The organism is Vibrio sp. 397 (assembly GCF_033339395.1).
GTDB classification, from domain to species: domain Bacteria; phylum Pseudomonadota; class Gammaproteobacteria; order Enterobacterales; family Vibrionaceae; genus Vibrio; species Vibrio alginolyticus.
On the sequence record NZ_JAWOUN010000006.1, the window covers coordinates 1 to 26375 of the forward strand.

The window sequence follows — 26375 nt, forward strand, 5'->3', positions numbered from 1 at the left end:
TGGAGGCGCCTCCCGGAGTCGAACCGAGGTCCACGGATTTGCAATCCGCTGCATAGCCACTCTGCCAAGGCGCCTTTTATTACGCTTCAGGGCTCTACCCCGTTGCGTTGGTGGCTACTTTACGGATTGAGAGAAGATAGTCAAACAAAAATATTTCATTTTCTGTTCGTTTGATTTCTTTTAAGTCAATTCGACCAAAGTTCGATCTTATTGGCTTAAAACGAAGCAATATAAATCTAGCTTTCAGTTCGTTTTGTCCCATGAAACATTAAGGCGTTTAATAGTTGCTGACCCTTTTTAGCAATCTTCCCACAACATTAGGGTGATAAGACCAAGTGTGATCAAACATCGACATTAATGCAGGATTTCCGTATTTCGATAAGCTAATCGCGTGAAAACGGTTTTTCTTCGCTTTGAGCGCATCCACTTTGGCCAGTAACTCGTCTTGTTGTTTTGGCGCGATAAAGTCGGAAATGACTACCATGTCTGCGTTTTTATATTTATCACCGCTCATCAAGTCGATAGATTTAATCAAAGTTGGCTCTAAGTCTGTACCACCATGGAAGCTATAAGTTAGAAAGTCCGCCGCCTCGCGCAGACCATCTTGTTTGGTTAGTTCGTAGGTAATGTGTTCCGTAGAAAAAATAATGACATAGCAATCACGTTGCTCCGCTAGTGCGATTTGCATCAGAGCATAAGCCATGGCTTTGGCGCATTGCTCAGGAAAGCCACTCATGGAACCGGACGCGTCCACACAAACAATGAAGGGGCCTTTTTCGATATCTACCGCTTTATGGTCAGGTCGGTGAGCTTTAACTTTACGTAACGTGCGCGATTTGCCTTGTGTACGATAGTTCATGAGCCGTTTATCAACTAAGTGTTTATAGAACACAACTTCAAGTTCAGGATACGCCAAAAACATCGTTTCGTTGGGAAGTAGCTTATTTAGATCATCGCTTTCGTGAATACCGACAATATCATCCGTCGCCTCATCACTTTTCTCTTCGACCAATTGAAGTTCTTCAGTGGGCGCACGATTTAGTTCAGGATCATTTACTTGCCCCGCCATACGACCGAGTTGCTCCGCAATTTCTTGCAAGCCTTGGTGCTTCTTCAGAAACTCAGCATGGCGTTTCATCACCGTTAAGTCTGTTTTACTCAACTTGGCAGATGCCATATCCCACAGGCGCCCTACACTTTCAGCGTCACCCGACTCCGTGACTTTATCCATATTACGCATGGTTTCCATACGTTGATACAGGTCATTCAGCACCTTTTCTTTATTGGCTTCAAGCTCGCTTACTTGCGCTTGTTTTATAGCATCGGTGAGGCTTTGGTACCATTGATCACAAAAGTAATGAGGGAACATAGGGTTATTCATCCCTTTGTTCTTTTCCATCATTCGGCGAGCTTGCATGTAAAACGCAGAGTGCCATTCCAGCTTTTTAATCACATCTTCGATGTTTTCAAAAAACGTTTCTTCATCCCAATGAATAACCTCTTGATATAAAGACAGCTCTTGTTGGAAACGCTCTGTCTCACATACCTTGGTGATCCGTTTTTTGACGCTGCCTCGCCACTTTAACAAGTGACCTTTGACCGAAGATTTAACACCTCGGTTTTCTGCCATCATCATGACTTGTGAACGCGCCATCAAATCATTAACTGCGCTATCGATGATGCCGGAGTCGGCCACCATCAGCGCGAGGTTAAGTCCGTCTGCACCTAGCATGTCGTCTCCTTATGAGAAAAACTGATTTAAGTTTTTAAAGCGTTGGATAACTTTTTCACTTTCTGCTTGGATTGATTCAAGTCTCTGACTGACCTGTTGCAGACTCGACTCCATTAGGCGGGGTAGTTCAGGATCAACAAAGCTATGCGGAAGCGCATCATGAAAGTTCGCTTTCACCTTGCGCATATGGTGTTCTGCCTCACTAAGCTGATTTACGGCTTTTTCGCTCTGCGTTAACCACTTTTGGTAAAGCTCTACATCCAAGCCCTCTTGAGTCACTAGGCTAACCAAAATGCCTCGGTTCGCGATATCACGGATAACTAGGTTATTCGCCGCGTCAACATCAAATCGTAAACGGCACATGTTGGTGTTTTGATTGACGTAACCATACACATCACCGCTTCCCTCTTTAATGACTCGATCTAACTCATCTTTGGGTACATAAACCCAGCGGCTATCACCTTTTTCTGATTCTGAAACCGACATGTTGCTTTGCAAGACCACCAATTTAACTAAGTTAACGGCTGCGCCAACTTTGTACATCTTGGCTTTAGAGGTATCAAAGCGCATGGTTTCTTTACGCAAAATGCCCGTTGCCGCTTCAGACGTTAACGTCATGCGGTAGGCATCTTCAAGTTCATGTTGAACATCAACCAAAGACTCTCGGCAGTACTCAATTTCCTGCTCCGCGTCTTGTTGATCAAATGCATGTTTTAAGGCGAACTCTTGAACCACTTCACGTACCACATCTCGCGATTCAGGACTGTTCCATAAACAATCTTGCAGCAGTAGAAGGTCAAGCGGATTTATTTCATCGCGACCATTAAAAAACGCGCTCGCTTTTAACAACTTCACGGCTTTCTTCCAGCGGCGGTCAGAGACATACATATCGGTATTGGCCACATCACCAAACTGAGCTTCAACTTTGCTTTCTAACATCGTTTTAAGCTGGAAAAGCTTTTCGAATGCATTGTCGGTTAACGTCAATTTGTCGAGCTGTTGTTGCCATTGATGATATTCTTCATCAGTTATCGCTAGGCCTTCTGGTACTTGTGCCTCTTGCGATGTGCCCACAGTCAACATCGACTTAAAGTTTTGTTTATTCTGAATTCGATTCACAAACACACGCACCAACATGCGGTCGTAGAGCGCATCCAATCCACTATCTTCATCGGGTAATTCATTGGAAGCCGATACCAACAAGCGCATTGGCACACGCTCGATATCGCTGCCATTTTTGAATGTTTTCTCATTAACCACTGTCAGCAATGTATTAAGAATTGCAGGGCCCGCCTTCCAGATTTCATCCAAAAATACGACTTGTGCAGTTGGCAAATACCCTTTAGTTAAGCGAACATAACGGCCGTTGTCTTTTAGCTCTTGGATACTCAGTGGCCCAAACACCTCTTCAGGGGTTGAGAAGCGCGTCATCAGGTATTCGAAGTAACTGCTGTTATCGAACGCTTGGATGAGTCGTTTGGCAATTAAGCTTTTTGCAATACCAGGGGGGCCTAAAAGAAAAACACTTTCACCAGCAAGTGCAGCAAGAAGGCAGAGCTTGATCGTATGTTCACGCTCATAAACGCCATCCGTTAACGCTTTCGCCAATTTATTGATGCGTTCTGAGAGAAGCGCTTTTTCGGCATTTGAGGCAAATAAGGTTTGTGTCATACGTTCTCCGGCTACTGAAGTGGTATTGCGTTAACATTTTTATACACTTGTTATAACTTTGTTACAAATGTATTTTGTCGAATTCCCCTTATAGCAGATGCTTTTCCCCATCTTGACGAAGCAATCAAAGTTTCCATTTATGAGACATTGCTCACTTAAAGTGCAAACGCTTTCGTCGTGTTGCAGTATTTTTTGCTTTTGTTTCCCACCATTTGTGGTTAATGTCGAAAAACGTCAAAAATGCGGTAACAGCTAGGGTTCATAACTGCATGAGCAAGATAATTCATAAATGGAAGCAAATTTCTCTGATTGAAGAAGACGTTATGCTTCCTACAGGACAGGCAATTACGCACACCACAATCCATCATCCGGGCGCTGCAGTGATTCTCCCTATTACAGCGGAGGGTGAGATTGTCCTTGTCCACCAATTTCGGCCTTCACTTAATAAATGGCTATTGGAACTTCCTGCTGGTACCAGGGAAGGCAACGAAGAGCCACTCTGCTGCGCCAAAAGAGAGTTAGAGGAAGAAACTGGGTTTAGTGCAGAGAAATTCACGTCTCTCGGCCAAGTCACCCCTCTTGCCGGATTTTGTGATGAGATACAGTATCTATTTGTTGCCGAAAAGCTCAACAAAACAAACCGTTACGAGTGCGATGAAGACGAAGTGATTGAGGTCGTCACCTTGTCAATCAAGCAACTCGAAGAAAAGATTGTCGATGGCACGATCACCGATGCCAAAACGATCGCTTGCTTAAGCAAAGCGCGCCTTTGCGGATATATTTAGGACTTTGACCAAGGAGACATTCATGGATTTTCGATCAGATACCGTTACACAGCCCACCCAAGCCATGCGAGAAGCCATGTTTAAGGCCCCCGTTGGGGATGATGTTTATGGTGATGACCCTACGGTCAATGAGCTTGAAAAATTTGCTGCGCAGCTTGCTGGTTTCGAAGCAGCTTTGTTTACCACTTCAGGCACTCAAGCCAATCTGCTCGGTTTAATGGCGCATTGCGAGCGGGGAGATGAATATCTATGTGGGCAACAAGCACATAACTACAAATACGAAGCTGGTGGCGCGGCGGTTTTGGGATCAATTCAACCTCAACCAGTCGAAAATAACCCAGATGGCACGCTACCATTTGATAAACTGGCTGCTGCGATTAAACCAGATGATTGTCACTTTGCTCGCACTAAGCTTCTCAGCTTAGAAAACACAATTAATGGTAAAGTACTACCTCTGTCTTACTTAGCAGAAGCACGTGACTTCGTGAATAAACATAACTTGCAGATGCATCTAGATGGCGCTCGCGTTTTTAACGCAGCCGTTGCACTTGATGTTCCGGTAAAAGAGATCGGTCAGTACTTTGATTCAATGACGATCTGTCTGTCGAAAGGTCTGGCTGCCCCTGTTGGCTCGCTACTGCTTGGTAGCAAAGACTACATCGCAAAAGCACGTCGCTTAAGAAAGATGGTCGGCGGTGGTATGCGTCAATCGGGTATTCTTGCCGCAGCAGGCAAACTTGCCCTTACCGAACAAGTGGAACAGCTAAAACAAGATCACATCAACGCAAAAACCTTAGCGGAAGGTTTAGCAGAACTGCCTGGTTTTTCAGTCAACCCTGAATTTGTTCAAACGAACATCGTGTTCGCGAAGCTTGATCCTCAAGTGGACATAGTAAGTATCGCTGCGAAACTAAAGGAACAAAACATCACGATAACCCCTGGAAATCCAATTCGTTTTGTAACTCATAAAGATATTTCAGCGAAAGACATCGACACTTTCTTATCAAGTATAAAATCTCTACTTTAATTTGATTTTGATCATTGAGCTTCCCCTAAGGGGAAGCTTTATTGTATCGGCATGATTTTTAGCGAATAGATAACCTCCATGCTCAGATTTGTACTTCTAATCTCTTTTATTTTCTCTTCCGCTATCCATGCCGAGCCGTTTGGTGATGCTGATAAAGGTAAAATCAAATCACCTAGCTGTGTCTATTGTCACGGTGTTACAGGCATCGCAACGAACAACACCTATCCAAGCCTTGCTGGTCAAAATGCTCAGTACCTTTACAATGCAATGAAATCTTATCAAGCCGGTGAGCGTAAAGGGCCACTTGCAGAAATGATGGCAGCACAGTTAAAAATGTTAAATGATGAAGACCTTCGTGATGTCGCTGCTTTTTATGCAGAACAGACAGAAATCAAGTGATTAGATCACCTGTAGATGTACTATGAAAGCTCGTGAATCATCCAAACTCAACGCATATTGAAACATTAACCCAACATTTGACCACAAAACAATCAAATTAACTTCACTTCAAATATTTGATGAATTTATAGTTCAACATAAGCATTAATATTGACTTTTTATTCTATTTTATCGATATTTCATGCTTTATTGAATTTGACGTGAAGTAAGTTATGTCTCACACACATGCGCAACCAGCAGACTCGGTTGCTACCCCTAAGTCGTGGCAGATGCCAGATACCCTCATTTTGATCTTCATTGTTGGTATTCTTGCTGCGATTCTTACCTACTTAATTCCTGCTGGTCATTTTGATAGCCAACAGGTGACCTACATGGTCGACGGTGCAGAAAAAACTCGCACAGTTATCGATCCTTCTTCTTTCTCTTATGCAACCGACGAAAACGGTGAATTGGTTTACAACAAGGTTGGCCTGTTTGCTTCTGGTGGTGGCATTGGTCTGATGAACTTCCCTTTCGAAGGGCTAGTTTCTGGCTCTAAATGGGGCAGCGCAATCGGCGTGATTATGTTCATGTTGGTTATCGGCGGTGCTTTCGGCGTTGTAATGCGCACAGGCACAATCGATAACGGTATCCTGCGCCTTATCGATAAGACCAAAGGTAACGAAGCGCTATTCATTCCAGTGCTATTTTTGCTGTTCTCGCTAGGCGGTGCGGTATTTGGTATGGGTGAAGAAGCCGTAGCATTTGCGATTATTATCGCGCCGCTTATGGTTCGCCTTGGTTATGATGGTATCACTACGGTAATGGTTACCTATGTTGCGACTCAAATTGGCTTCGCTACTTCTTGGATGAACCCTTTTTCCGTAGCTATTGCGCAAGGCATTGCGGGTGTACCTGTTTTATCCGGCATGACAGTACGCATGGGGTTATGGGCTGGCTTTACGTTAATCGGTATCGCTTTCACAATGATCTACGCCGCTCGTGTGAAGTCAAATCCTAAACTTTCTTACAGCCATCGCACAGACCAGTATTTCCGTCAGCAAGAGCTTGGCAATCAAGATTCTCGTTGGAACCTAGGTGACACACTCGTTATCCTTACGGTTATTGCGACCACGGTGTGGGTCGTTTGGGGCGTAGTCGCTAACGCATGGTACATCCCAGAAATCGCGTCTCAATTTTTCACTATGGGCTTTGTTGTCGCGATCATCGGTACGATTTTCCGCCTGAACGGTATGACGCTAAACTGCGCAGCTGATGCATTTAAAGAAGGTGCAGCTATTATGCTTGCACCTGCCCTGTTAGTGGGTTGTGCAAAAGGTGTATTGTTGATCCTTGGTGGTGGTACAACTGATGAAGCGAGTGTACTGAACTCAATTCTAAACAGTGCTGGCGGCGTGATTAGCGGGCTTCCTGACGTGGCTGCGGCATGGTTAATGTATGTATTCCAATCTATCTTCAACTTCTTCGTCACTTCGGGCTCTGGACAAGCGGCACTAACGATGCCTCTACTGGCCCCTCTGGCAGACATTGCAGGAGTTACGCGCCAAGTGGCAGTTTTGTCATTCCAACTTGGCGATGGCTTTACTAACGTTATCGTCCCTACTTCGGCATCTCTCATGGCAACGCTTGGTGTCTGCCGTATCGACTGGGGTGACTGGGCAAAATTCTGCTGGCGATTTATTCTATTACTCTTTACCCTATCAAGTATCGTCGTTATCGCAGCTCATATTATGGGTTTTGCGTAAAACGAAGCCAATTGGTAATTAAGGCGAGACATGTTCTCGCCTTATTAATATTCATGGTATGACGACGCTAAGGTTTTAGATTAGCTTATGGTTTTGGAGTGGTAACTTTAATGGCAACACAATTTCTCGATGACGTGATTCAAGGTCATCAAGTGATTCAATCTCTCAATGTAGCAGACCTAAATTCGGGCGAGCATAAGTTTTGGTTTCGCATCGCAACGAATGCTCTCTCTCAGTGGCAACACCTACCTGTGCTAGTGTTCAAAGGTGAAAAACCTGGCAAGAAGATCATGATTACCGCAGGGGTTCATGGTGATGAGTACAATGGTGTGTTAGCAGCGCAGAAAACTGCTCGAGAGCTCATCGGCACTGAAGTCGCTGGTACTGTCACTATTGTTCCAACCATTAACATGCCAGGTATGCTAAACCACAGCCGCGATTTCTATTCCGCAGACCCTGACGCGTCTCCTGCAAACTTAAACCGCTTTTTTCCTGGTGACCAAAACGGCAATGAGGCCCAACGTTACTTATATGCATTGTGGAATGATTTGCTCAAGCCAAATGCTGATTTAGCCATTGACCTTCACACTCAAACCAGTGGTGCGGCCTATCCACTTTACGTGTTTGCAGATTTCCGAATCGAGCAATCATTAGAAATGGCTCGCCTCATTAATCCTGATGCGATTTTAAATGATCCTGGAGATGCTGGCGTCCTTGAAACGGTTTGGAATAACCATGGTGTCCCAAGTATTACTGTTGAAGTAGGTATGGGGCGATACACCGAGCAAGAACTTATCAGTCGAACTGTAACAGGCATTTTTAATGTGCTGAAAAAGCATAACATTGTTGAAGGTGATATGGACCCTATTACGTCATGCTTGGAAGGAAACGAAATCGTCAGTGTGAAAGCGACACACGGCGGCTTTGTACTGCCTCATGTCAGTTTGATGAATTTTGTCGAGCAAGGCCAACTTCTTGCGATTCAATACGACAGCTTTGGCGCTGAGATTAAACGCTACACCGCCCCAACAAGCGGCACAGTACTTAGCCACAATGTTGAATCTATTCGAGCACCAGGTTCCCTGATCGTTCGTTTGATTAAGTAAACCATAACCGTTTGTTGATAGATCAACCTTTCGACGCTCACTCAAATTTATATAAGCCCCATCACGAGTAATCACAAATGATGGGGCTATATCCATTTTGACCACATTAAGTTACGCGGTAACAAATTACTGTTAAGCGAATGACAAACTGAGCTCTTAATTAGGAAGCTTCCCCTCTGTCCGCTTTTTCAGCCACGCTAATGAACTTAAAGCTGTCTTTGTTTCTCTTGTTCAACAAAAATGAGCTCGTCGATAGCGAAACCTTTCTCTTTAGCAACGTACTTAAAGCGCTCCACTACTTTCTCATCAACGTTAGGCGTTCTAGACAATAGCCACAAATAGTCGTGGTTGTAACCGGAAACAAACGCATAGTCATAGTTTTCACCTAGCTCAAAAACAATGTAAGAAGAGTATATTGGCCCAAAAAAGGAAACCTTTAAGTGTCCAACCGTTTTATCTTCAACAAAATAAGCTTTGCCTTCAGCTTCTGACCACTGTCGCTCTTCTTCGGAATATCCACGGTTTATCACCTTAACCCCACCATCCTCGCGAACCTGATACTCAGCGGTAACGTTGGATAAGCCTCGCTCAAATGAATGGTCTAGGCGTGCAATTTCGTACCACTTACCTAGATATGGCTCTAAATCGAAATTATTGACGGGTTCCACCCCATCCGGCTTTGAGGTACAACCAAATAAAGTTGCAAGTGACAAAAGTAAAAATATTTTTATCGATTTCATACAACACCTAAATTTTAATTAGTGATTGATTTTACTCTAGAAGATAACAAATCGATCACTAAGCCGCACCATCACCTTCATAGGTACACATCACAATTCTTCATCAATAGCGCGCTGAACACCGAAACCTCGTCATCTCAGCAAATCGATAACAAGATTGCTCTATTTTTGACTTACAAGCTGACCATGCTTGTACATTTTGTCAGCATTTAACCCTATGCATATAGAAACTTTGCACAACATAGACATTCGTAGGCATATCACCCTCCTATAATACGTTGCGTTATAGACAGAGGTTATTGTTATGAAATTAAAAACAGTGTCAGTTTGTGCACTTTTGGTGTTACTTGCAGGTTGTCAGCAGGAAAAACCGAGCGAAACGACACAATTAACGACCTCGGCAGATGTATGTAATGCACAAGGAAACATGCCAGGTGGGTGGAATGAGTTTAACGCGACCCCTGATGCACAAAAGGCAATGGCCTTTGTTTTAAAGAAAATGGACACAATAGCGTCGTTTAAACAAATACTGAATGTTCACGCGCAAATCGTTAGCGGCGTCAACTATGCTATTGAGTTTGAATTGGATGATGGCTCTGTTTGGAACACGATTGTTTATCGCAACCTCGATGGCGAATATGCGATTACCCAATCGCCAAAAGAAGGCCACTTTTGCGAACAGTAGCGACTTAGTCAGAAAGCCCCTAACAATAGGGGCTTTTTGATCTAACAGTAATCACTGAATTAGACAGCGAAGCGACATTGAGATTTAATCGACACCGTTGAACCAAGTCTTGATGGTTCAACATCAATCCTCTGCGCCATTTGCTCTTTCAGCTCAGAAACGTGAGAAATAACACCGATCATGCGCCCAGTCTGTTGCAGGTCCACTAGCGTTTGAATAGCAAGATCTAAAGACTCTGGGTCTAAACTACCGAAGCCCTCATCAATAAATAAAGTGTCTAAACGGATACCGCCACTATAGGATTGCACAACATCCGACAAACCAAGTGCCAGAGCAAGCGCTGCCATAAATGATTCACCGCCGGAAAGTGTCGCAACATCACGCGTTTTTCCTGTGTAGCCATCTTCAACCATTAAATCTAAGCCGCGACCCGCAGCGCCTTTGAAGCCCTCTGTTTTTCGAGCAAGAATATAGCGCCCTTTACTCATAAGGCTTAAGCGTTGAGAGGCCTGAATCAGCACATCATCCAACAGTACACCAAGAACAAAGCGATGTAGGCTAACCCTGCTGCCTGTTTTACCGCTAGCAACGTCGTACAACGTACCAAAGACTTTGTATTCTTCTTCTAACTTACTATTTTTCTCATGCAACACGGCAATATCTTTACGAACCTTTTCAAGACGTTCAAATATTGAGCGTGTGGTATCAAGTTGATTCCTTACTTCAATATATTGCGCCTGCAGAGTGGTTAACCTATCGTTAAACGACTCTAAATTAGGCCTTTCAAGATCTTTCAATGCATGATTTAAATCATGTAGTGTTTGCTCAAGCTTGGTTTGTGCCTGTTTGAAGCTGTCTATTTCTTGCTGCCAGGCTTGAAGTTCATCATCTCCCACTCGACTACTTAGATAATGGCTTTCATCCTCAAATTTACTCGCCTGTAGTGCCTCATTCCACGCTAATTCTGCTTGGCTAAGTTTTTGCTCTGACTCAGATAACCACTGCTTGTTCGTCGCTAAGTGACTTTCCGCATTTGATTTCTCCAATATCGCTTGCTGTAAAGCGGTTTGCGCCTTTTCTAAGCCTGTGTTCAAACTCAGAATTTGCTCTTTTGTCAGCAAAATTTCACGTTCAAGCAAGTCAGCGGAACTGTATTTTGGGTCAATAGAAGCTTGTAATTGAGCCAATTGTTCTTGGTTCGCTTTAACGGTTGATTCATTTGCCGCCATTTTATTCTGCAGCTCATGAATTTTATTTTCACCCACGACGCAGCGTTGATTAAGCTGTTCAACGTTCTTTTCTAGCTTTTCAATATCAATAGCTTGTAGACGTAGGAGTTGAGCATTGATCGCTTGCAAATCATTTTGAACCGTCGAGATCTCAGATGTAGCATACTCACCCAACTCCTCTTTCAACTGGTTACACTGATTCTGATACTGACTAATGACAACGTTATGTTGTTCTAGCTGATTGCTTAGTTGGTTCAACAAGGTTTGAGCTTCTCGCTCTTTAGCTCTAGCCGCCTGAACTTGCTCTTTTGTAACGGCTTCTTCAACAAACGTTGCGGGGTTAGGATGCGTTTCGCTACCACACACCGGGCATGCTTCACCTGCTTTTAGTCGCTGCGCTAATACTGCCGCTTGAGCGTTGTGCCACTTAAGCTCTATCGTATCAGCGGCTTGTTGACGCTGCATATAGCGCTGACTGGCTTCGTGTAGTGACTGCTGCTTGCCTACAGTTAGCGCATTGAGTTTAGAGAGCTCTAAAGTAAGATCATGCAGCTTTTGTAGATCCTGTAACAGCCGTTGTTTTTGTTTTATTTCCGCATCGATGCTGCCAATAAGCGCAACATCAACTCGTGCTTTCTCTAGCTCCTTCTGTCCCTGCTGGGCCTGTAACGTTAACTTATCTTTTAGTTCTATGTACTGTTTTAACGTTGCTTCAAATTGTTGTTTTTGTTGATAACCCGCCGTTATTTTACTTTCCAAATTGTCTTTCTCGACCAACTTGTTTTTCATACTTTCAAGCTGATACTGCAGTTGCGTTAACTGCGGGACCTTTGCCGCTGCCTCTTTTGCACTTTGCTGCAAGTTTTCTTGTTCTCTCGCAACGACATTAGCTTTTTCGAGACTCTCTTCCAAAGCTACGATTTTTTGCCTAAGCTCTTGCGTTTGAGCTTTTGCATTTTGTAATGAGATGTAGGGCAACTCTATCTTATTGGCATTTTTAGCGTTTTCTAATTGCTGTTGACGAGCTTTTATCGAATCTGCGTGTTCTAGATGCAGCTTGAGTGCGCTTTCTGCTTGCTCTCGTTTCGAAAACTCTCCATTCAAGGTTTCCGCTTTTTGCAATTCAGATTTAGCAGTATTGAGCTTATCTAACGCTGCTTGCTCATTCTTTTTATCAGACTCTAATTGCTTAGTTACTTGTTCCAGTTGTTGTAATAGTTCTTGTTCAGAACTCGCTTCTGCAACTTGTAAAGCACCTCGAATTTGATTATCAAATTCGCCTTTCGCTTTACTAATTGCACTCGCTTTATCTTTGAGCGCGTACTCAATTTTTTTATATATGTCAGTTTGAAAGAGCTGGCCAAAAATTTCTTCACGCTCTTTAGAGCTAGCAAGCAACAGTTCTCGGAATTTTCCTTGAGGCAACACCATAACTTGACGAAATTGAGTTTCATTCAAGCCAATAATATTGCTAACTTCAGTTTTAACCTGAGTCGTCTTGCTGGTGATAAGCGTTTCAGTCTCACCGAGTTCATAAAGAGCCGCAGTGTGCTTTTTAATCGTCATCCCTTCACCACGGGCCTTGGGCGCTTCCTGCTCAGGGGATCGAACAACTCGGTATTGTTTGCCGTGTAACGAAAATTCGAGAACTACTTCGGTTGGTAAGTCTTGCGCGGATAAGTCACACCGCATCTGAATACCTTGTCGCTCATTACCTGTGGTTTCACCATAAAGGGCGAAGCAAATGGCATCTAAGATCGACGTTTTACCGGAACCTGTAGGACCATTAATCAAAAATAGAGGGTTACTGCCAAGCTTCTCAAAATGAATGATTTCAGTTTTTGCAAACGGACCAAAGGCTTGCATGGTTAGTTTAATTGGTTTCATCTTTGGTCCCTATTGCTGTGATAATTGCTTAATAATGTCAGTAACAGCTTGCTCTTGCTCTTTAGACAACTGGCTATCTTGCGCCTCAATAAAAAAATCTCGGAACATATCAATTTCGCTTCGCGCCAACTTTGCTTGCGCCATTTCCTGCTCTACCCCAATTAACATGCCAGGTTTCTCAAGGTGTAAAACGTTTGGATACACTGAACGAAGTTTTTCCATTGGGTTTAAAATCGCATGTTTATCCATCAAACGAACTAACAAATAATCTTCATTCTTGGGGTCTGTTTTCCCTTGCTCAATAACTTTATCCAGCTCGCCCTCTACAATACGCATTTCATGAGGAGCCGTAAGATCAATATGCTTTGCAGAAACGAATCCTTTCTTGTCCAGTTCAACTAACGTGAAACCTTTTCTCTGGTTCTGTTCACCAAAGCTATACTTCATGAGAGAGCCAGAGTAACGGATATGCTCTGCGCCTTTCTTTTGAGGCTGATGCAAATGACCAAGTGCGACGTAGTCAAAATCTAAGAAGTGTTCATGACTCACGCGATCAGAACCACCAATAGATAATGGTCGTTCAGAGTCTGACTCGATAGCCCCATCAACAAAACAGTGACTCACGAGCACGCGCTTTTGCTTAGAGATAAAGCGCTCTTTAATTTGCTCAACAAGCAATTGATGAGCCTCATCATGAGTGGATACCGAGGCTTTGTAGGCAAACCTGACCTGTTCAGGGTCGTTATAAGGCATACCATAAAACGCGACCTCGTCCGCAGAGTCCGTTTTTATGATGATGGGAGTGAGCATATCTTCAAAGTTGCTAACAATATGGAGACCTGCATTTTTCATTTGCTCTGAGCCGAAACCTAGCCTTTCTGCACCATCATGGTTGCCAGATATAAATATCATTGGTGTTTCTAACTCGGTACAAATGCGTTTCACGACTCGATCTAACAGTTCTATTGCAACCGTTGGTGGCACCGAACGGTCATAGATATCTCCCGCCACTACAACTGCATCGACGGGGTTGCGTTCAATATAGTTAATCAGTTGTTCGAGTACTGCTTGTTGATCTTCGAGTAGTGATACGTTGTGGAATTGTCGACCAAGATGCCAATCTGAGGTGTGGATAAACTTCATTCGAATTCACTTTCCGCCAATTCTATGAGTAGGCTTGCTTCTGTCAGAGTCCATGTACCGTTTATAAAAAGGAATGCGTCACGGGTGGGATCTCGAACAAGCCAAAACTCAAGTTATTTTATATCGGTAAGGATATCTTGAGTCGAACAGCTTTTCATGTGGTTTGTGTTCTATGGCTGGCTATTTAATCAGAAAGCGAGAAGAACACTGTAAAAACGCGGTGAGCAAAGCTATTTTGAAAAGCAAGCTGCGCCTAGTCATTGTCCAAACATCATTAAAGGGCCAGTTTCGAGTCAATCCCCCATAACATTTGCATCACTAAAACCTCAGCTACTAGAAGGAAAAGCAATAGCCAGACCTATTCGCTACGCCAATTGTATATTACTCCTACCGCATAGCCATCTGGCTCGATGTCGGCTTGCAAAACGTGAAAGTCTGGGCAGGGGCTGCTTCTTTGAAGCTCATCAATCACTAACGCTTTTAAAACTCCGCCACATGCACCCAATCCGCCAAGTTTTATATCAACAAATTGATACTGAGTTTGATCGGTCACCCACGGAGACAAGAATTGCATTGAGTTTAACCATTGCGGCTCTTCCTCATTAACGGATAAATACAATTGACTGAGTGGATGTTCACAACTTACTCCTAATTGCTTAAACACCTTGTCCACGGCGATGCGTTGTTGTTTGGCATCTAAATCAATTCGAACAACATCAGGCACAAGACCTGAATGTCGAAAAAAACACTTGGTTAAAATGATAGAGCTTTGAGGTTTGACATGCCCTTCTACATCGCTCGTAACCTCTATAGCCAGTATCCAAGTCGCTTGCGTTTCATTAACTTCACGATTTATCCGATTTAGTGCCATCAAAAATGCAGCTTGGCCATAAGGATAAAAGTAAATTTCAGTATTGACAGTTTGGCCAACGAAAATAGAAAGCTCGCTTATCAATGCTTTAAGCAAACTTTTGTCCACCGAAGATGGTAAAAGAACACAGAGATTCCCCTTGATATCAGCTTGCTCAAGACTCTCGCGCTCAGAGCGCACGAGGCTTAATATATGCTCATCTATTGATTGAGCAAAGTCAGGGGGTCGGATTTCCTCGGACAATCTAAAAGAATCATCAGCTATCTCGCGAACGGTGTGTGAACGGCCATTAAAGGATAGAAGATGCGTTTGAAATGCGAGTGGCATCTAGCCTCCGATTAAAACCGTAGGCATACCAGATAGAATTTTGCCACCATGAGACGTTGAATCGCCGACTCTCGCGGCTGGTTTACCGTTGATTGTTACGCTAGAAGAACCTGCAGAGATACTATCCGGAGGACCGATACAAATAAGCTTGTCGCCTTGTCTTGCCGCAGGTATCCCGCCAATCGTTACGTTTGGTGAACCAACAACGACGGGACCACCGACATGCGGTATCTTTCCTGTTTTTTTAGGGCAAAGATGAAAGCTGCCCAAAATTGCGGCTGGTTTACCCACTTTAAATCACCTTAGTTCAATGAAATTTGCCCAGCTTTAAGAGCAATAGCTGAGCCGTTAATGGATATTTTATTACCTTTGATATTGATTTCTCCAGAGCTAGACATCTGAATAGAAGCACCACCTACTTTGATCTCGACGCTCTTTCCTGCATTAAAAGACAGTACTTCACCCGTTTCATTCGAAAAGTTTTTACCTACTTTCAAGCTCGCGTTCTGACCAACCTCTTGATTAACATCATTGGTCACTTTTTCGGTTTTACTGTTTTCAACGGCGATATCAACACAGTCTTCAACTAGCATTTGGAACAGTTTTTCAGCATGAAGATAAATGTGCTCTTCACCAGGCTTATCATCGAAGCGCAACTCATTAAAATTGGATGTACCTTTTTGTACAGAGCGTGATTTATAACCACTCTGAGAACTTTGCTCTGGTAAAGCGTAAGGAGGGAGTTGACTACCGTTATATAGTGACCCCGTAACGATTGGTTGATCAGGGTCTCCGTTGACAAACTCGACGATGACCTCTTGTCCGACTCTAGGGTGAAACACCGACCCCCATCCGTTACCTGCGATATTTTGCGCAACACGAATCCAACATGAACTATTTACATCGTATTTACCAACACGGTCCCAGTGAAACTGAACTTTGATACGGCCATGTTTGTCTATGTAAATTTCACCATCTTTGTTCCCCGTAACTATTGCAGTTTGCAAACCTTTCATCTGAGGTTTCGGATAGTTAACTGAAGGACGAAGGATTGTCTTTGAGTCAACACAACTAAACGAGACTTTGACACCTTGCGCACCGGTGCCACCTTGACCAGTCTGGTTATAAACAGCAGCAGACAAAAAAACAGAAGACAGTACATATTCTTTGCCAACTCGAGATTTATCTTCATGTTTTTTAAACTTGAAGCACTTGCCTACGCTGAATGTTCTGCACGTAGCCTCGCCACGACACAAATATGCATTTTGCTGTAGTGCTTCTATTGCATGCGTGTTTCTCAGTGCGTATTGATCATTGCTCTCCATTTCACCCATGTATTCAAAATACTCGCTTTCAGGCACTGTAAAAAAATCACTTTCACCCTTTGCAGTATTTTTAGGATTCGAAGAAGGCTTGAGCATGTTATAGCCTGACTTTTGACTCGCTTTAGTAGTCAGAATTTGCGTTTCATGCCAAGAAGAAATGTGGCTAGATTTCGCCGTACCTGTATCAAAATCGACTAAAAACTCAGTACCCGGCTTATAAAAACTGATGTCATCAAAAATATTGAGCGTATGGGCAGACTTAGTATGTGTAAAACAAAATGATAGCCCCTCTTCCGATAACAGACGTCGAACAAATTCAAGATCTGATTCTTCATATTGTACTTTGTACGTGTATTTAGGATAGGACTTGGTTAGCTCAAAACTAAAGGCAACACTATGCTCCGATAGTACTTCAGAGATAATTTCCTTTATATCTTTATGCTGAAATATTCTGCAATTTTTTCGATATTCAGCGAAACGTAATTTAGGCTCTATTAATAATTCTATGTTTTTATAATTTTCGCCTTTATGTGTATTAGAAACCCTTTTCCCTTCTAATCTTGCAGCAGAAACGTAACCATGCATATAACGAGGATTTGAAGAAACATCCTCATTATTTTCAAGGGTAATGGTAACTTCCTTACCAATAATTTCGTTTAACTCACTTCGTTGATCATTAAAGTAAGCTTTAGCACGCAATGAAAAAAGTTCTGAGATCTCTTCTTTATACTCAAACGAGTTTAGTATGATGGCATCTTTACCGAATGGGGAAGAAATTCGGATGAAATTGTTATCTTGAGTTGCTCTTTTCATTAAATACTTCTTTCAAAAAAATGCGGAGGAATACTCCCCCGCATGAAAATTACATTTGTTGACCTTTAACACCGCTGTAGCCGTATACCAATGGAGCAGAAGTGTTGTTCTTATCGTCAGTAGGAGTCACTGTCATCATCATTTCTGTGTAAGAAATTGTGATAGTTTCAACTGGACGATCGTCTTGGATAGAAACTGAGTAGTTAGAAATCATCGCATCAGTCAGTTCGATCTTCATGATCTCTTCAACCTTCTCACCCTGCTTAGTAATATGGAAAACCGCTGGTTTACCTTTACCAATCGTCGCTTCTTTAAATAAGTCAGGAGAAGAACGGTCTTGAAGTTTAGTGATAGTCAAATCATATAGACGAGTAGCGCTCGCTTCACGGTCCATCGCTGTACCAGTGTATGATGAGATCTCACGACCTACACTCCAATCTACAGATAGTAGTGTAATCAAATCTTTGTATTGCTCGGCTGTTGCCTCACCCTTAATATCTGCGTATTTAAGATACGTATTAGACTGCATGCTAATCTCCTATAGCATTATTAATTGACATATATCGTAGTAATTTAATTATCTGACGTTTGGTGATAATTAGTGATTAATGTATCAAAAACTTCATTTTAAATACGCCCTGTTATATCTTTAAATAAGATTTAATTTAAGCGTTTTTTATAAAAAATAATAGTTAATATGAACCAACTCCCAATTATTATTGAGAGTGTAAAGGATGTTAAACTATTGAGACATCAAGTCCACTAGTTGTACCTTTAACAATAATTTCATCAAACGTCTTATCATTAAGAATTGCATGCAATATTTCATGAGAAATCTTCGGAAGCAATGTATTTTCTATGGTTGTTTGTACCACACGCGCACCACTGCCAGACTCATTGCTATTGTCTACAATATCATTAATTAGTTCCTCATCAAAAAACAGGTCAGCGTTATAGTGCTTACGAATACGAGTCGTAATTTTATCCAACTTTAATTTTGTTATTTCTATCAATACTTTTCTTGATAGAGGCAAATAAGGTAATACGTTCACACGCCCTAAAAATGCAGGTTTAAAGTCGACCAACAAATCATCGCGTAAAGCATCTTTTAGTGCTGACGGCTCAGGAGATAAATCAGGATCAGAATACAAAGACATCGTCGTTTCGGTCCCTGTGTTCGCGGTCATAATAATAATAGTGTTTTTAAAGTCTATATCTCGACCTTCACCGTCTTTAATTGAGCCTTTATCAAACACCTGATAAAAAATATCTTGAACACCAGGGTGCGCTTTTTCCATTTCATCGAGGAGAATTACACTATAAGGTTTACGTCTAACAGCTTCAGTCAGTACACCTCCTTCTCCATAACCGACATAACCAGGAGGAGAACCTAATAGCAATGAGACTTTATGCTCTTCCTTAAATTCCGACATATTGATAGTCGTGACATTTTCTTCACTACCATACACTTTCTCTGCAATCGCCAAAGCCGATTCGGTTTTACCCACTCCGCTTGGTCCGGTTAGGAGAAATACACCATTTGGTCGTGTCTCATCCGTGAGCTGCGCACTCGCGGTTTTTATCACTTCAGACATGAGCTCTAAAGCGTGATCCTGCCCGACAACTCGCTTACACAAACTTTCTTTCAAACCCAATACTGCTTGGATTTCATCATCCTGAAGTTTACCTAGCGGTATACCGGTCCAATCCGAAATAACTTCTGCGATTAGCGCTTCATTTACATGCGAAAAAACTAAGGGCTGTGAGTTAGCGGAAAGGTTATTTTCAAGCTCTTGTAACTTGTCTCTAGCAGTTTCAGAACCCTCCTGGATTATTTGGGTTCTAAGTGACTTAGCTTCATTTACCCATTCTTTTTCTTTTTCCCAAAGTACTTCTAATTCAATAATGTCATTAGATAGCGCATCAATCTCTTTTCGGACACCTTGCAGCTGCACATCAAGAGATGCTCCTAGCCGACTCTCTTGGCTAAGATGCTCATACTCAGCTTGCTTTGCTTTAAGTTTGTTTCTTTTCGCATCTAGGCCTCCCGGTGTAGATGACTGACTTAACGCAACTCGAGAACAGGCCGTATCCAAAACAGAAACCGCTTTATCTGGCAGTTGACGACCATTAATGTATCGAGCTGACAGTTGGACCGCTGCATTGAGAGCTTGGTTAGTGATATGAACATCGTGGTGTTGTGCCATTACATCAAGTAAGCCTCGTAACATTTCGATCGCGAGTTCAGGGGCAGGCTCATCAACCTTTACGACTTGAAAACGCCTAGTTAAAGCTGCATCTTTTTCAAAATACTTTTTATACTCTGCCCACGTTGTTGCTGCGATCGTTCTGAGTTCACCTCTCGCTAATGCTGGCTTCAGAATATTCGCCGCATCACCTTGGCCCGCTTGCCCACCACCGCCAATTAGGCCATGAGCTTCATCAATGAACAATATAATAGGCTGTGGAGCGTCGTTTACTTCCTTAACAAGGTTCTTAAGCCTGTTTTCAAACTCACCTTTCATGCCTGCGCCGGCTTGCAGTAACGCCAAATCCAGAGACTTAATTGCCACATTTTGCAGAGCGGGAGGTACATCGCCATCAATGATCTTTTGCGCCAAACCTTCAACAACGGCTGTTTTTCCAACACCAGCTTCTCCCGTAAGAATCGGGTTGTTTTGTCGGCGTCTTAATAAAATATCGATCATTAGGCGAATTTCATTATCTCTACCAATCACCGGATCTATTTTACCTTCCCTAGCTTGCTCAGTAAGGTCTGTTGTAAATTGATTCAAGGCGGAATTCGCGTTTGACTGCGCTAAGTCATTCGATCTTGATTGAGGCGCATTACTTTCTTTAAAGTTCAATAAGCGAGATGGTTCTATCTTGTTTAGTTCAGGACTAATCGAACCAGCCATGTTGACTAACGTATCATCAGACAAGTAGGCAAATAAAAGATGGATGCACCCCAACTGTTCTTGATTGAATTCAATGGTTGCAGACAACAAGGCATTTTGCATAACAGTCACCGTATGAGCTGATAGCCCAGGCACCGACTGGCATCCTGTTTTGTATTTTTCTAATGCCTTTTGAATATCGGTTTCAACCTTGATTTTATCGACATCAAATTCGTCAAAAACTTCAGAGTAAATATCGTCAGGATGGCGGATAATCATCATTAACCAGTGAGACATTTCAATACTGTGATGAGTTCGGGAGCTTGCCATCGCAGCTGCCTGTTCAAGTGTTTCCTTAGCCTGAGGAGACAATCTTTCGACCAACGCTGAAAGTGAGAGTGAAGCCATTACATTTCCTTTAAATAGTAATTGTTATAGTTCGATCTTTTGTACGTTCGTGTTTTTTAAGCACAGAACCAATACCTAACTGCCCCTGCTGTTTCGATAAACAAGCTTGTGGTAGCAAACTATGTTTGGTGGTGAGCTGCCACTTCAGTTGTTTATGTTTTCCAATCAACTCATAAGCAGCGTTCTTAATGATTGCTATATTGGGTTGGTTAGGAAGCAATTTACTAACTAGCTGTTTATCTTTTGGCAGAAATTCTATTGTTGTCCCCGCGTTGATGTTCCATGCTTTCGAACCCAAAGACGCTCCTAAACCAAGTTGAGCAAACTGCCCTTCAGGCATAGTTCGGGATGCAAGGCGTGTTTGCTCTTCTTTCGTAAGGTGTAACCATTGTCCTTGAAATTCATGAACTTTTACTTGGCATCCAGATAAACATTCAAGAATACTTTTCAGTCCACCTTTACTTCTCACTGGTGAAGCAAACACACCACCATAGTGCCGGGACAGTGAACTCCCTTTCCCAGTTAATGCCGATTTACAGCTTTCTAACGGCGAACGCGCGCCCTGCGCATGCGCACGAGACTGAACAGTCAGCTGACTCAGTTGCCAACATCGATAATAAAGAGATAATAAGCGATGATTGAAAATATCGTAGAAGTCCACCATAGCCGTATCGCCTTCTTTTTGGCGATGTAAAGCTAATTCACTATAGTGCTGGGGAAGCACACCTTGCTCACCCGTTAGGCCTATTAAATTGGTCTCAATCTCTAACTTGCTGTCATCTATATTTTTCAGTTCACAAAGCTGAGCATTTTCAAAACCTAATGATGGATTAACCTTTAAGTTTAGCTTTTCATGCTTCGGTAACGCATCTGTTCCTATTTGCGCCTCTGCTTGCAGAACTTCGTGTTCAATAAGATGAATCGCTTCAAACAATGGATGTTGCTTTAATTCTCGATAAAATTGTTCCGCGCTCATAGCAACACCTTATCGCCAGTTAATGCGGGCCATAGGTGGAAAGACTTTCCCGTGGACTTAATTCTTATTTCTAACTGCGTAAAAATGTTAATTTCAGCATATTGCGAGAAGTAAACAGATAAAACACTACCTAAGAGAAAGATCTGCTCTTTAGGTAAAATTTGATCAGAAACCGTCAAAATAATTTTTATACCGTGCGCAAATCCAACTTTGCCTTTCTGACTAATTCTTCCTGTAGTAGGCTCAAACTCTAACTTAGTTAAAGCATCGATTACCGCTTTCGTTTCTGCTGTCCCAGAAAATGCATAGAGATTAAGGGTCTGCTTCAAAGTTGCTAAACCATCTTCCTCGGTAAAATGGTTTAAAGTTAAAAGCTTAGTTAACTGCCATCGTGTGCTTTCATCCATTTCTGGCCGAATAGTTTCTGATAAAGAAACTAAACAACGAACAGATTCGAAATTGTCATTTACCTCCGGTAAAGATACTTGCGGCAGCCCACCTCCAAATGGAAGTTTCTGCGCTAAGTTGCGGTTACAGCACTCAGCTTCCACGTACATTAACCAGTTTTCCCGGCTATCCGGGCTGAACAATTGATGTTTTTTATCAACAAAAGAAATGTAAGTTTCTCTACCTGGCTCATCATACCCACCAGCCCAGTTCTTATCCTCACGTCTCATCAACCAATAAATCTCACTAGTGTTTGTATAATGCGTGTGCTCACCAGCGTGATAACATGGCAAATTGTGGTACGTTTTGTTCCAGTTTCTCAACGTTACGTCAGAAATTGAGACAACCTCATTACTTTCAGATTCTTGGTATTGCGGAGACAAGTGGTAATCGTATTCAGTTGGTAGAATACGCTTAGGCTCCATAATACTTTTAAATAAGTTGATTACAGGCACACAACCTACCATTAAGCTTTCTTCGTCCACTTGCTTTGGAAGCCAGTCATCGTTGGTATCAAAGTAAAAATACAGTTCGACTTGCTCTCCAAGATCTAGCTCAGATAATCCAAGTTCGGTGATATCAAAGAACATAAACTTCTCAGGAAAGTGCAAATACTCAACAAGTAATCTTGCTCCTGAAAAGCTTCTTTTACTGTATGGCACAACTTTCTCATCTTCTGAAAATCCTACTTCAGAAAGATGTCTTTTGGTTAAAGGACGAACTTCTTTGCCATCCACAACAACAGATAAACCAATTAGGTTTTGAAACAGCATTTGGTAGAGCTTAAAAGTCAATTGAGATTGACCGTTTAAATAGAAGCGCAGCCGTTCTATCCCCATTTCACCAAGAGGAGTCTCTTCATCTTGAGCCGTGAGCTGTACTTTCAAAACTGAATGAGCATTGCTTTCCCATCGTGAGCCAACTGGCTTGAAAGGCGCATTTTTAAAAACGCCAGAGGTCACATCAACAGGATACATTCTGACCGGATAACAAGTTCTAAACTCGCATTCATGATATCCAGTAGCACCGATAACAACTCGCTCGCCTTCTTCTACATCAAAATAAGAGGAAGTGGAGTTAGAACAGCTCATTTTAATGACTGACATTGACGGGATTGGGGCGTGAAAATCCGGATATAACTGTCCCATCAAAGACTCTGTAAACTGAGGGTAACTATTGTCTAAGCTTTGTCTAATCCTTGCTGTTAGAAATGCGCAGCCTTCTAACAATCTTTCTACGTGTGGATCGTCAACCTGTTCCTCACTAATACGAAGTCTCGCGGCAATCTTGGGATACTGCTCACCAAACTCTTGCCCTTTGTGACGCAAATAAGCTAACTCGCGATTATAGTACTTGAGAAACTCTTCACTCATTTTGCTCTACTCAGTTTCATACCTAAATTTACCGGCTCTACTTCAGAATTGAATCGCACTTCATGAATACTGTTATCAATTAAGCAAGTGGCATTTATCTGTAACCTCAATACCCTATCAATAGCGTTTTTCTCGTCTGAAATCTGGACATGAGGGTTCCTTAACCTCGGCTCAAACTCTTTAATTGCATCATGAACGATGTCGCAAAGCTGATTCTGCCCTTCTTGGCTGCTATAGGGCATTGAGGAAAAATCTGGCAGCCCATAATTCAATATTGAATAACGAACCTCTAAAAGATCATCAGGAATGTTTTTCCATCCAATACGACTATTCAGCATCGACTCTAGATCTCTAAGTAAGCTGCTCAACATCTGTTGCTGGCTTGCAGGGAAGTCTTTCTCATCTCGAGTGAGAGGATCACTATCTATCAATTTGTCGAGCAGAGAAACGGTTAAAGACATGATATTTCTACGCTATTTGTTTCTGTTCTAATAATGTAGTCAAATCACAGATTGGAAGCGCCGAATCACCGACTAACCAACATTTTTGACCCAAGCCAACAAAAGATTCTTGCTCACCAATCTGCTTCCAATCCGTTTCTCGACCTAACTTTTGCGCATCGGTCTCTGAGTCAACATATGTCAACGGCATATGGCCTTCGCCTTCACCAAGTCCATCGATATCAAACTCGACAGGTCGCCAAATACTCTCTAACAATGAAGTAGGTGCTTTAACTTTTAGCGTATGGATGCTCGATATGGGTACAAGAAAATAGTTACCTGCTGTAGAAAACAGTTCAATGTAACCACCTAAACGATCATCAATATCTCTAGCATCTTCGTAGTTTGTGCCGTTTACGTTAAACCCTTTAATAGTACGATGCTCTTCAATGCGATGCGATAGACGTGACGCTTCTTCGTACTCTTGATTTCCGAGAGCAAGATTAAATCGAACAAGCTCTTTAGTTAATTCCTCATCACCTATTACTTTGGCACTAGCCGCACCATTGATAAAATCCTTTCTAGCTTGAGCTGCTTTCACTAAATGTCGTAGCTGACTTGCACCAGGCAGATACTCAGGAAACAATTTAATCGATTGCATGAGCTGAGCGTCCGCACGCTCGAAGTCCCCATCAATGCAAAGAAGCTCAATGAAGGAACTTCTCAAGCTCGCATCTTTAGGTGTTGCTTTAATTTCATCAGTTAATTGCTCTAGAGCGTGTTGCAATAGGCCTTGGGACAAAGCATTTTTCCATTGAGTCATTGTTATTTCCTTACACCATGTGCTCTGGTGATAATTCGGTAATTAATTTAATGCTAGATACCATTTGATCGAGTTGAAAATGCGGTCGCAAATGGATAACTGAGTAATAATGTCCAGGAGTTTCTCTTTTCTCTCGAACTGTAATTTTCGCTTCATTTAGGGGATATTTAGCTCGAAGCTCATCAGACGCTTCATCTGATGCGGTAGTGTACTGATGTAACCAGCGTTGAAAGTCACGCTCTAGGCTTTCTGCATCTTGATACCCACCAATTTTGTCACGCCCCATAACCTTGAGATAATGTGCGACTCGCGATACACACAATGTGTATTGCAACATCGATGTCAGTTTTGCATTCGTTGAAATATGCTTTTCTGCGTATTGTTTGGGCTTGTAGAGAGATACATTCGAGGTCATCCCTACCATATCAGTCTCAGGTATTGGAGAAATAGAAATAAAACCGCACTCAGACAATTCTTGTTCTTTTCTCTCAGAGATTTTCAAGTTTAACGGACATCTTTCACGATCATTCTTGCCGTTAACACGCATCTTGCTCCTTGTAGGAGCGACGATAATGCCCTGACTGTAATCGCCTTGTTTAATCCCTCGCATATGCGTGAACCAACCATGTTCCTGAAATGCTCTAATTGATACGGCAGCAAAACAGTACGCACTACTCCCCCATAGCAAATCTCGGTTGGAGTCGTAGATGTGTTCTTGAAAATTGAATTTATCATTCCGCGAGCCATCACTTTTGTATGGCTGACGGAACAAGACGTTAGGTGCAGTCAAACCAATAAATTTAGCGTCATCGTTATCTCTCAAACTACGCCACTTTGCATAATCTTCCTGTTCAAATTGGGCTGCTATATCTCTTATCGCAGAGAGTTGAGCGAAACTATCAACACCAAACATCTCTGGCGATGCAGACATGATAAATGGGCTGAATGCTGCAGCTGCAGACTGAGAGATCTTACTCAACACAGACAGATCTCTATCAAAATAATTTTTACTAGGATCACAGCGAAGCTGATAATCTCCAACCACCACACCAAAGGGTTCTCCCCCTGCCATGCCATATTCATTTTGATAGAGCAACTTAAATAGTGCTGATTGGTCAAACTCGATGGCTTTTAAAGCATCTTTACTGATTTCATTCCATGTCGCCGTTAAAACCTTAACTTTTACAGAGTCCGATGAACGAGAATCAACCTGTTCACATAAATACCTAACTCCAACCCACCCCCTTTCGAGCTGTTGAAACTCAGGATGATGTAATATTTCATTTAGTTGAGATTCTAATAGCTCATCAATGCGGTTAATTGTGTTCATCACACTATGACGAAAGCTGTCCAAATCTCTTGAACGTGTACCTTCTAGCCAAATTCGCGCTGACGCTACAAGATCAGAAGATTCATTGAATCGAGTCAACCACGGGCTATCAAGTTCAGCATAGCCTCCGGTACTGAACTCATGTTTTAGCTTGCTAGGGTCGCGAAAGTTAAGTGACACTGCTAATTCCATCTAG

The 26375-nt window shown here is 42.4% G+C and carries 21 protein-coding genes and 1 tRNA gene; 6 read left to right on the forward strand and 16 right to left on the reverse strand.

Annotated features, from left to right (window positions below; genetic code table 11):
* The 3 genes from R7P36_RS11300 to R7P36_RS11310 all read right to left on the reverse strand — a co-directional run bounded on the left by R7P36_RS11300 (position 1) and on the right by R7P36_RS11310 (position 3403).
* Positions 1 to 74, reverse strand: a tRNA-Cys gene (locus R7P36_RS11300).
* A gap of 203 nt (positions 75 to 277) precedes the next feature.
* Positions 278 to 1732 (reverse strand): ATPase RavA stimulator ViaA, encoded by a 1455-nt coding sequence (viaA, locus tag R7P36_RS11305; protein WP_213866315.1) that lies wholly within the window; start codon positions 1730 to 1732, stop codon positions 278 to 280.
* A 9-nt stretch (positions 1733 to 1741) separates the two neighbouring features.
* Positions 1742 to 3403: an ATPase RavA domain-containing protein gene (locus tag R7P36_RS11310; protein ID WP_054576741.1), complete on the reverse strand. Its 1662-nt coding sequence runs from the start codon at positions 3401 to 3403 to the stop codon at positions 1742 to 1744.
* Positions 3404 to 3672: 269 nt separating this feature from the next.
* On the opposite strand from R7P36_RS11310, the gene R7P36_RS11315 reads away from it, so the two are divergent.
* The 5 genes from R7P36_RS11315 (at position 3673) to R7P36_RS11335 (ending at position 8465) form a co-directional block, all read left to right on the forward strand.
* Positions 3673 to 4188 carry an NUDIX hydrolase gene (locus tag R7P36_RS11315; RefSeq protein ID WP_017820203.1) on the forward strand — a complete coding sequence of 172 codons (516 nt, stop codon included), beginning with the start codon at positions 3673 to 3675 and terminating at the stop codon, positions 4186 to 4188.
* A 22-nt stretch (positions 4189 to 4210) separates the two neighbouring features.
* Complete coding sequence (ltaE, locus tag R7P36_RS11320) at positions 4211 to 5215, forward strand: low-specificity L-threonine aldolase (protein ID WP_054578964.1); 1005 nt, start codon at positions 4211 to 4213, stop codon at positions 5213 to 5215.
* A 78-nt stretch (positions 5216 to 5293) separates the two neighbouring features.
* Positions 5294 to 5614 carry a c-type cytochrome gene (locus R7P36_RS11325; RefSeq protein ID WP_017633643.1) on the forward strand — a complete coding sequence of 107 codons (321 nt, stop codon included), beginning with the start codon at positions 5294 to 5296 and terminating at the stop codon, positions 5612 to 5614.
* A 212-nt stretch (positions 5615 to 5826) separates the two neighbouring features.
* A complete protein-coding gene (gene yfcC / locus R7P36_RS11330) occupies positions 5827 to 7359 on the forward strand; it encodes a putative basic amino acid antiporter YfcC (protein ID WP_005387492.1) in 1533 nt (510 codons plus the stop codon).
* Positions 7360 to 7469: 110 nt separating this feature from the next.
* Entirely contained in the window at positions 7470 to 8465 is a 996-nt protein-coding gene (locus R7P36_RS11335; RefSeq protein ID WP_054574303.1) for a succinylglutamate desuccinylase/aspartoacylase family protein, read from the forward strand.
* A gap of 206 nt (positions 8466 to 8671) precedes the next feature.
* On the opposite strand, the gene R7P36_RS11340 is transcribed toward R7P36_RS11335, so the two are convergent.
* Entirely contained in the window at positions 8672 to 9205 is a 534-nt protein-coding gene (locus tag R7P36_RS11340) for a lipocalin family protein (protein ID WP_017820207.1), read from the reverse strand.
* 304 nt (positions 9206 to 9509) lie between these two features.
* On the opposite strand from R7P36_RS11340, the gene R7P36_RS11345 reads away from it, so the two are divergent.
* Positions 9510 to 9890, forward strand: a complete 381-nt coding sequence (locus R7P36_RS11345) for a cystatin domain-containing protein (RefSeq protein ID WP_005387498.1) — start codon at positions 9510 to 9512, stop codon at positions 9888 to 9890.
* A gap of 59 nt (positions 9891 to 9949) precedes the next feature.
* Here the strand turns inward: R7P36_RS11345 and R7P36_RS11350 are convergent, their stop codons facing one another.
* From R7P36_RS11350 to tssC, 12 genes are all read right to left on the reverse strand, one after another.
* A complete protein-coding gene (locus tag R7P36_RS11350; protein ID WP_115386666.1) occupies positions 9950 to 13006 on the reverse strand; it encodes an AAA family ATPase in 3057 nt (1018 codons plus the stop codon).
* Between the two features lie 9 nt (positions 13007 to 13015).
* The gene (locus tag R7P36_RS11355; RefSeq protein WP_017820209.1) at positions 13016 to 14149 is read right to left on the reverse strand and encodes an exonuclease SbcCD subunit D; all 1134 of its coding nucleotides are present in this window, start codon (positions 14147 to 14149) and stop codon (positions 13016 to 13018) included.
* A gap of 358 nt (positions 14150 to 14507) precedes the next feature.
* Positions 14508 to 15347: an NAD/NADP transhydrogenase subunit beta gene (locus R7P36_RS11360; protein WP_213895873.1), complete on the reverse strand. Its 840-nt coding sequence runs from the start codon at positions 15345 to 15347 to the stop codon at positions 14508 to 14510.
* On the reverse strand, positions 15348 to 15638 hold the full coding sequence (locus R7P36_RS11365; RefSeq protein ID WP_005375969.1) for a PAAR domain-containing protein: 291 nt from the start codon (positions 15636 to 15638) through the stop codon (positions 15348 to 15350).
* An 11-nt stretch (positions 15639 to 15649) separates the two neighbouring features.
* A complete protein-coding gene (gene tssI, locus R7P36_RS11370; protein WP_017820211.1) occupies positions 15650 to 17485 on the reverse strand; it encodes a type VI secretion system tip protein TssI/VgrG in 1836 nt (611 codons plus the stop codon).
* 49 nt (positions 17486 to 17534) lie between these two features.
* Positions 17535 to 18014, reverse strand: a complete 480-nt coding sequence (locus R7P36_RS11375; RefSeq protein ID WP_005375967.1) for an Hcp family type VI secretion system effector — start codon at positions 18012 to 18014, stop codon at positions 17535 to 17537.
* A gap of 208 nt (positions 18015 to 18222) precedes the next feature.
* A complete protein-coding gene (tssH, locus tag R7P36_RS11380; RefSeq protein ID WP_017820212.1) occupies positions 18223 to 20790 on the reverse strand; it encodes a type VI secretion system ATPase TssH in 2568 nt (855 codons plus the stop codon).
* A gap of 10 nt (positions 20791 to 20800) precedes the next feature.
* Positions 20801 to 21766, reverse strand: coding sequence for a type VI secretion system baseplate subunit TssG (gene tssG, locus R7P36_RS11385; protein WP_005375963.1), 966 nt, complete (start codon positions 21764 to 21766; stop codon positions 20801 to 20803).
* Complete coding sequence (tssF, locus tag R7P36_RS11390) at positions 21763 to 23586, reverse strand: type VI secretion system baseplate subunit TssF (protein ID WP_017820213.1); 1824 nt, start codon at positions 23584 to 23586, stop codon at positions 21763 to 21765. Before tssF ends, tssG begins: the two co-directional genes overlap by 4 nt.
* On the reverse strand, positions 23583 to 24047 hold the full coding sequence (tssE, locus tag R7P36_RS11395; protein WP_017635621.1) for a type VI secretion system baseplate subunit TssE: 465 nt from the start codon (positions 24045 to 24047) through the stop codon (positions 23583 to 23585). Before tssE ends, tssF begins: the two co-directional genes overlap by 4 nt.
* A gap of 7 nt (positions 24048 to 24054) precedes the next feature.
* On the reverse strand, positions 24055 to 24849 hold the full coding sequence (locus R7P36_RS11400) for a type VI secretion system accessory protein TagJ (RefSeq protein ID WP_318122154.1): 795 nt from the start codon (positions 24847 to 24849) through the stop codon (positions 24055 to 24057).
* Positions 24850 to 24859: 10 nt separating this feature from the next.
* Positions 24860 to 26371 (reverse strand): type VI secretion system contractile sheath large subunit, encoded by a 1512-nt coding sequence (tssC, locus tag R7P36_RS11405; RefSeq protein ID WP_064369227.1) that lies wholly within the window; start codon positions 26369 to 26371, stop codon positions 24860 to 24862.
* Positions 26372 to 26375: the final 4 nt, after the last annotated feature.

Bases quoted from the DNA above. Each gene is read 5' to 3' on its own strand.
- R7P36_RS11400 (WP_318122154.1), bottom strand. From the start codon at position 24,849: ATGACTCAATGGAAAAATGCTTTGTCCCAAGGCCTATTGCAACACGCT.
- yfcC (WP_005387492.1), top strand. From the start codon at position 5,827: ATGTCTCACACACATGCGCAACCAGCAGACTCGGTTGCTACCCCTAAG.
- tssF (WP_017820213.1), bottom strand. From the start codon at position 23,586: ATGAGTGAAGAGTTTCTCAAGTACTATAATCGCGAGTTAGCTTATTTG.
- viaA (WP_213866315.1), bottom strand. From the start codon at position 1,732: ATGCTAGGTGCAGACGGACTTAACCTCGCGCTGATGGTGGCCGACTCC.
- R7P36_RS11340 (WP_017820207.1), bottom strand. From the start codon at position 9,205: ATGAAATCGATAAAAATATTTTTACTTTTGTCACTTGCAACTTTATTT.
- R7P36_RS11335 (WP_054574303.1), top strand. From the start codon at position 7,470: ATGGCAACACAATTTCTCGATGACGTGATTCAAGGTCATCAAGTGATT.
- tssC (WP_064369227.1), bottom strand. From the start codon at position 26,371: ATGGAATTAGCAGTGTCACTTAACTTTCGCGACCCTAGCAAGCTAAAA.
- tssI (WP_017820211.1), bottom strand. From the start codon at position 17,485: ATGAAAAGAGCAACTCAAGATAACAATTTCATCCGAATTTCTTCCCCA.
- tssG (WP_005375963.1), bottom strand. From the start codon at position 21,766: ATGAGCGCGGAACAATTTTATCGAGAATTAAAGCAACATCCATTGTTT.
- R7P36_RS11350 (WP_115386666.1), bottom strand. From the start codon at position 13,006: ATGAAACCAATTAAACTAACCATGCAAGCCTTTGGTCCGTTTGCAAAA.
- R7P36_RS11310 (WP_054576741.1), bottom strand. From the start codon at position 3,403: ATGACACAAACCTTATTTGCCTCAAATGCCGAAAAAGCGCTTCTCTCA.
- tssH (WP_017820212.1), bottom strand. From the start codon at position 20,790: ATGGCTTCACTCTCACTTTCAGCGTTGGTCGAAAGATTGTCTCCTCAG.
- R7P36_RS11355 (WP_017820209.1), bottom strand. From the start codon at position 14,149: ATGAAGTTTATCCACACCTCAGATTGGCATCTTGGTCGACAATTCCAC.
- tssE (WP_017635621.1), bottom strand. From the start codon at position 24,047: ATGTCTTTAACCGTTTCTCTGCTCGACAAATTGATAGATAGTGATCCT.
- R7P36_RS11315 (WP_017820203.1), top strand. From the start codon at position 3,673: ATGAGCAAGATAATTCATAAATGGAAGCAAATTTCTCTGATTGAAGAA.
- ltaE (WP_054578964.1), top strand. From the start codon at position 4,211: ATGGATTTTCGATCAGATACCGTTACACAGCCCACCCAAGCCATGCGA.
- R7P36_RS11375 (WP_005375967.1), bottom strand. From the start codon at position 18,014: ATGCAGTCTAATACGTATCTTAAATACGCAGATATTAAGGGTGAGGCA.
- R7P36_RS11325 (WP_017633643.1), top strand. From the start codon at position 5,294: ATGCTCAGATTTGTACTTCTAATCTCTTTTATTTTCTCTTCCGCTATC.
- R7P36_RS11360 (WP_213895873.1), bottom strand. From the start codon at position 15,347: ATGCCACTCGCATTTCAAACGCATCTTCTATCCTTTAATGGCCGTTCA.
- R7P36_RS11345 (WP_005387498.1), top strand. From the start codon at position 9,510: ATGAAATTAAAAACAGTGTCAGTTTGTGCACTTTTGGTGTTACTTGCA.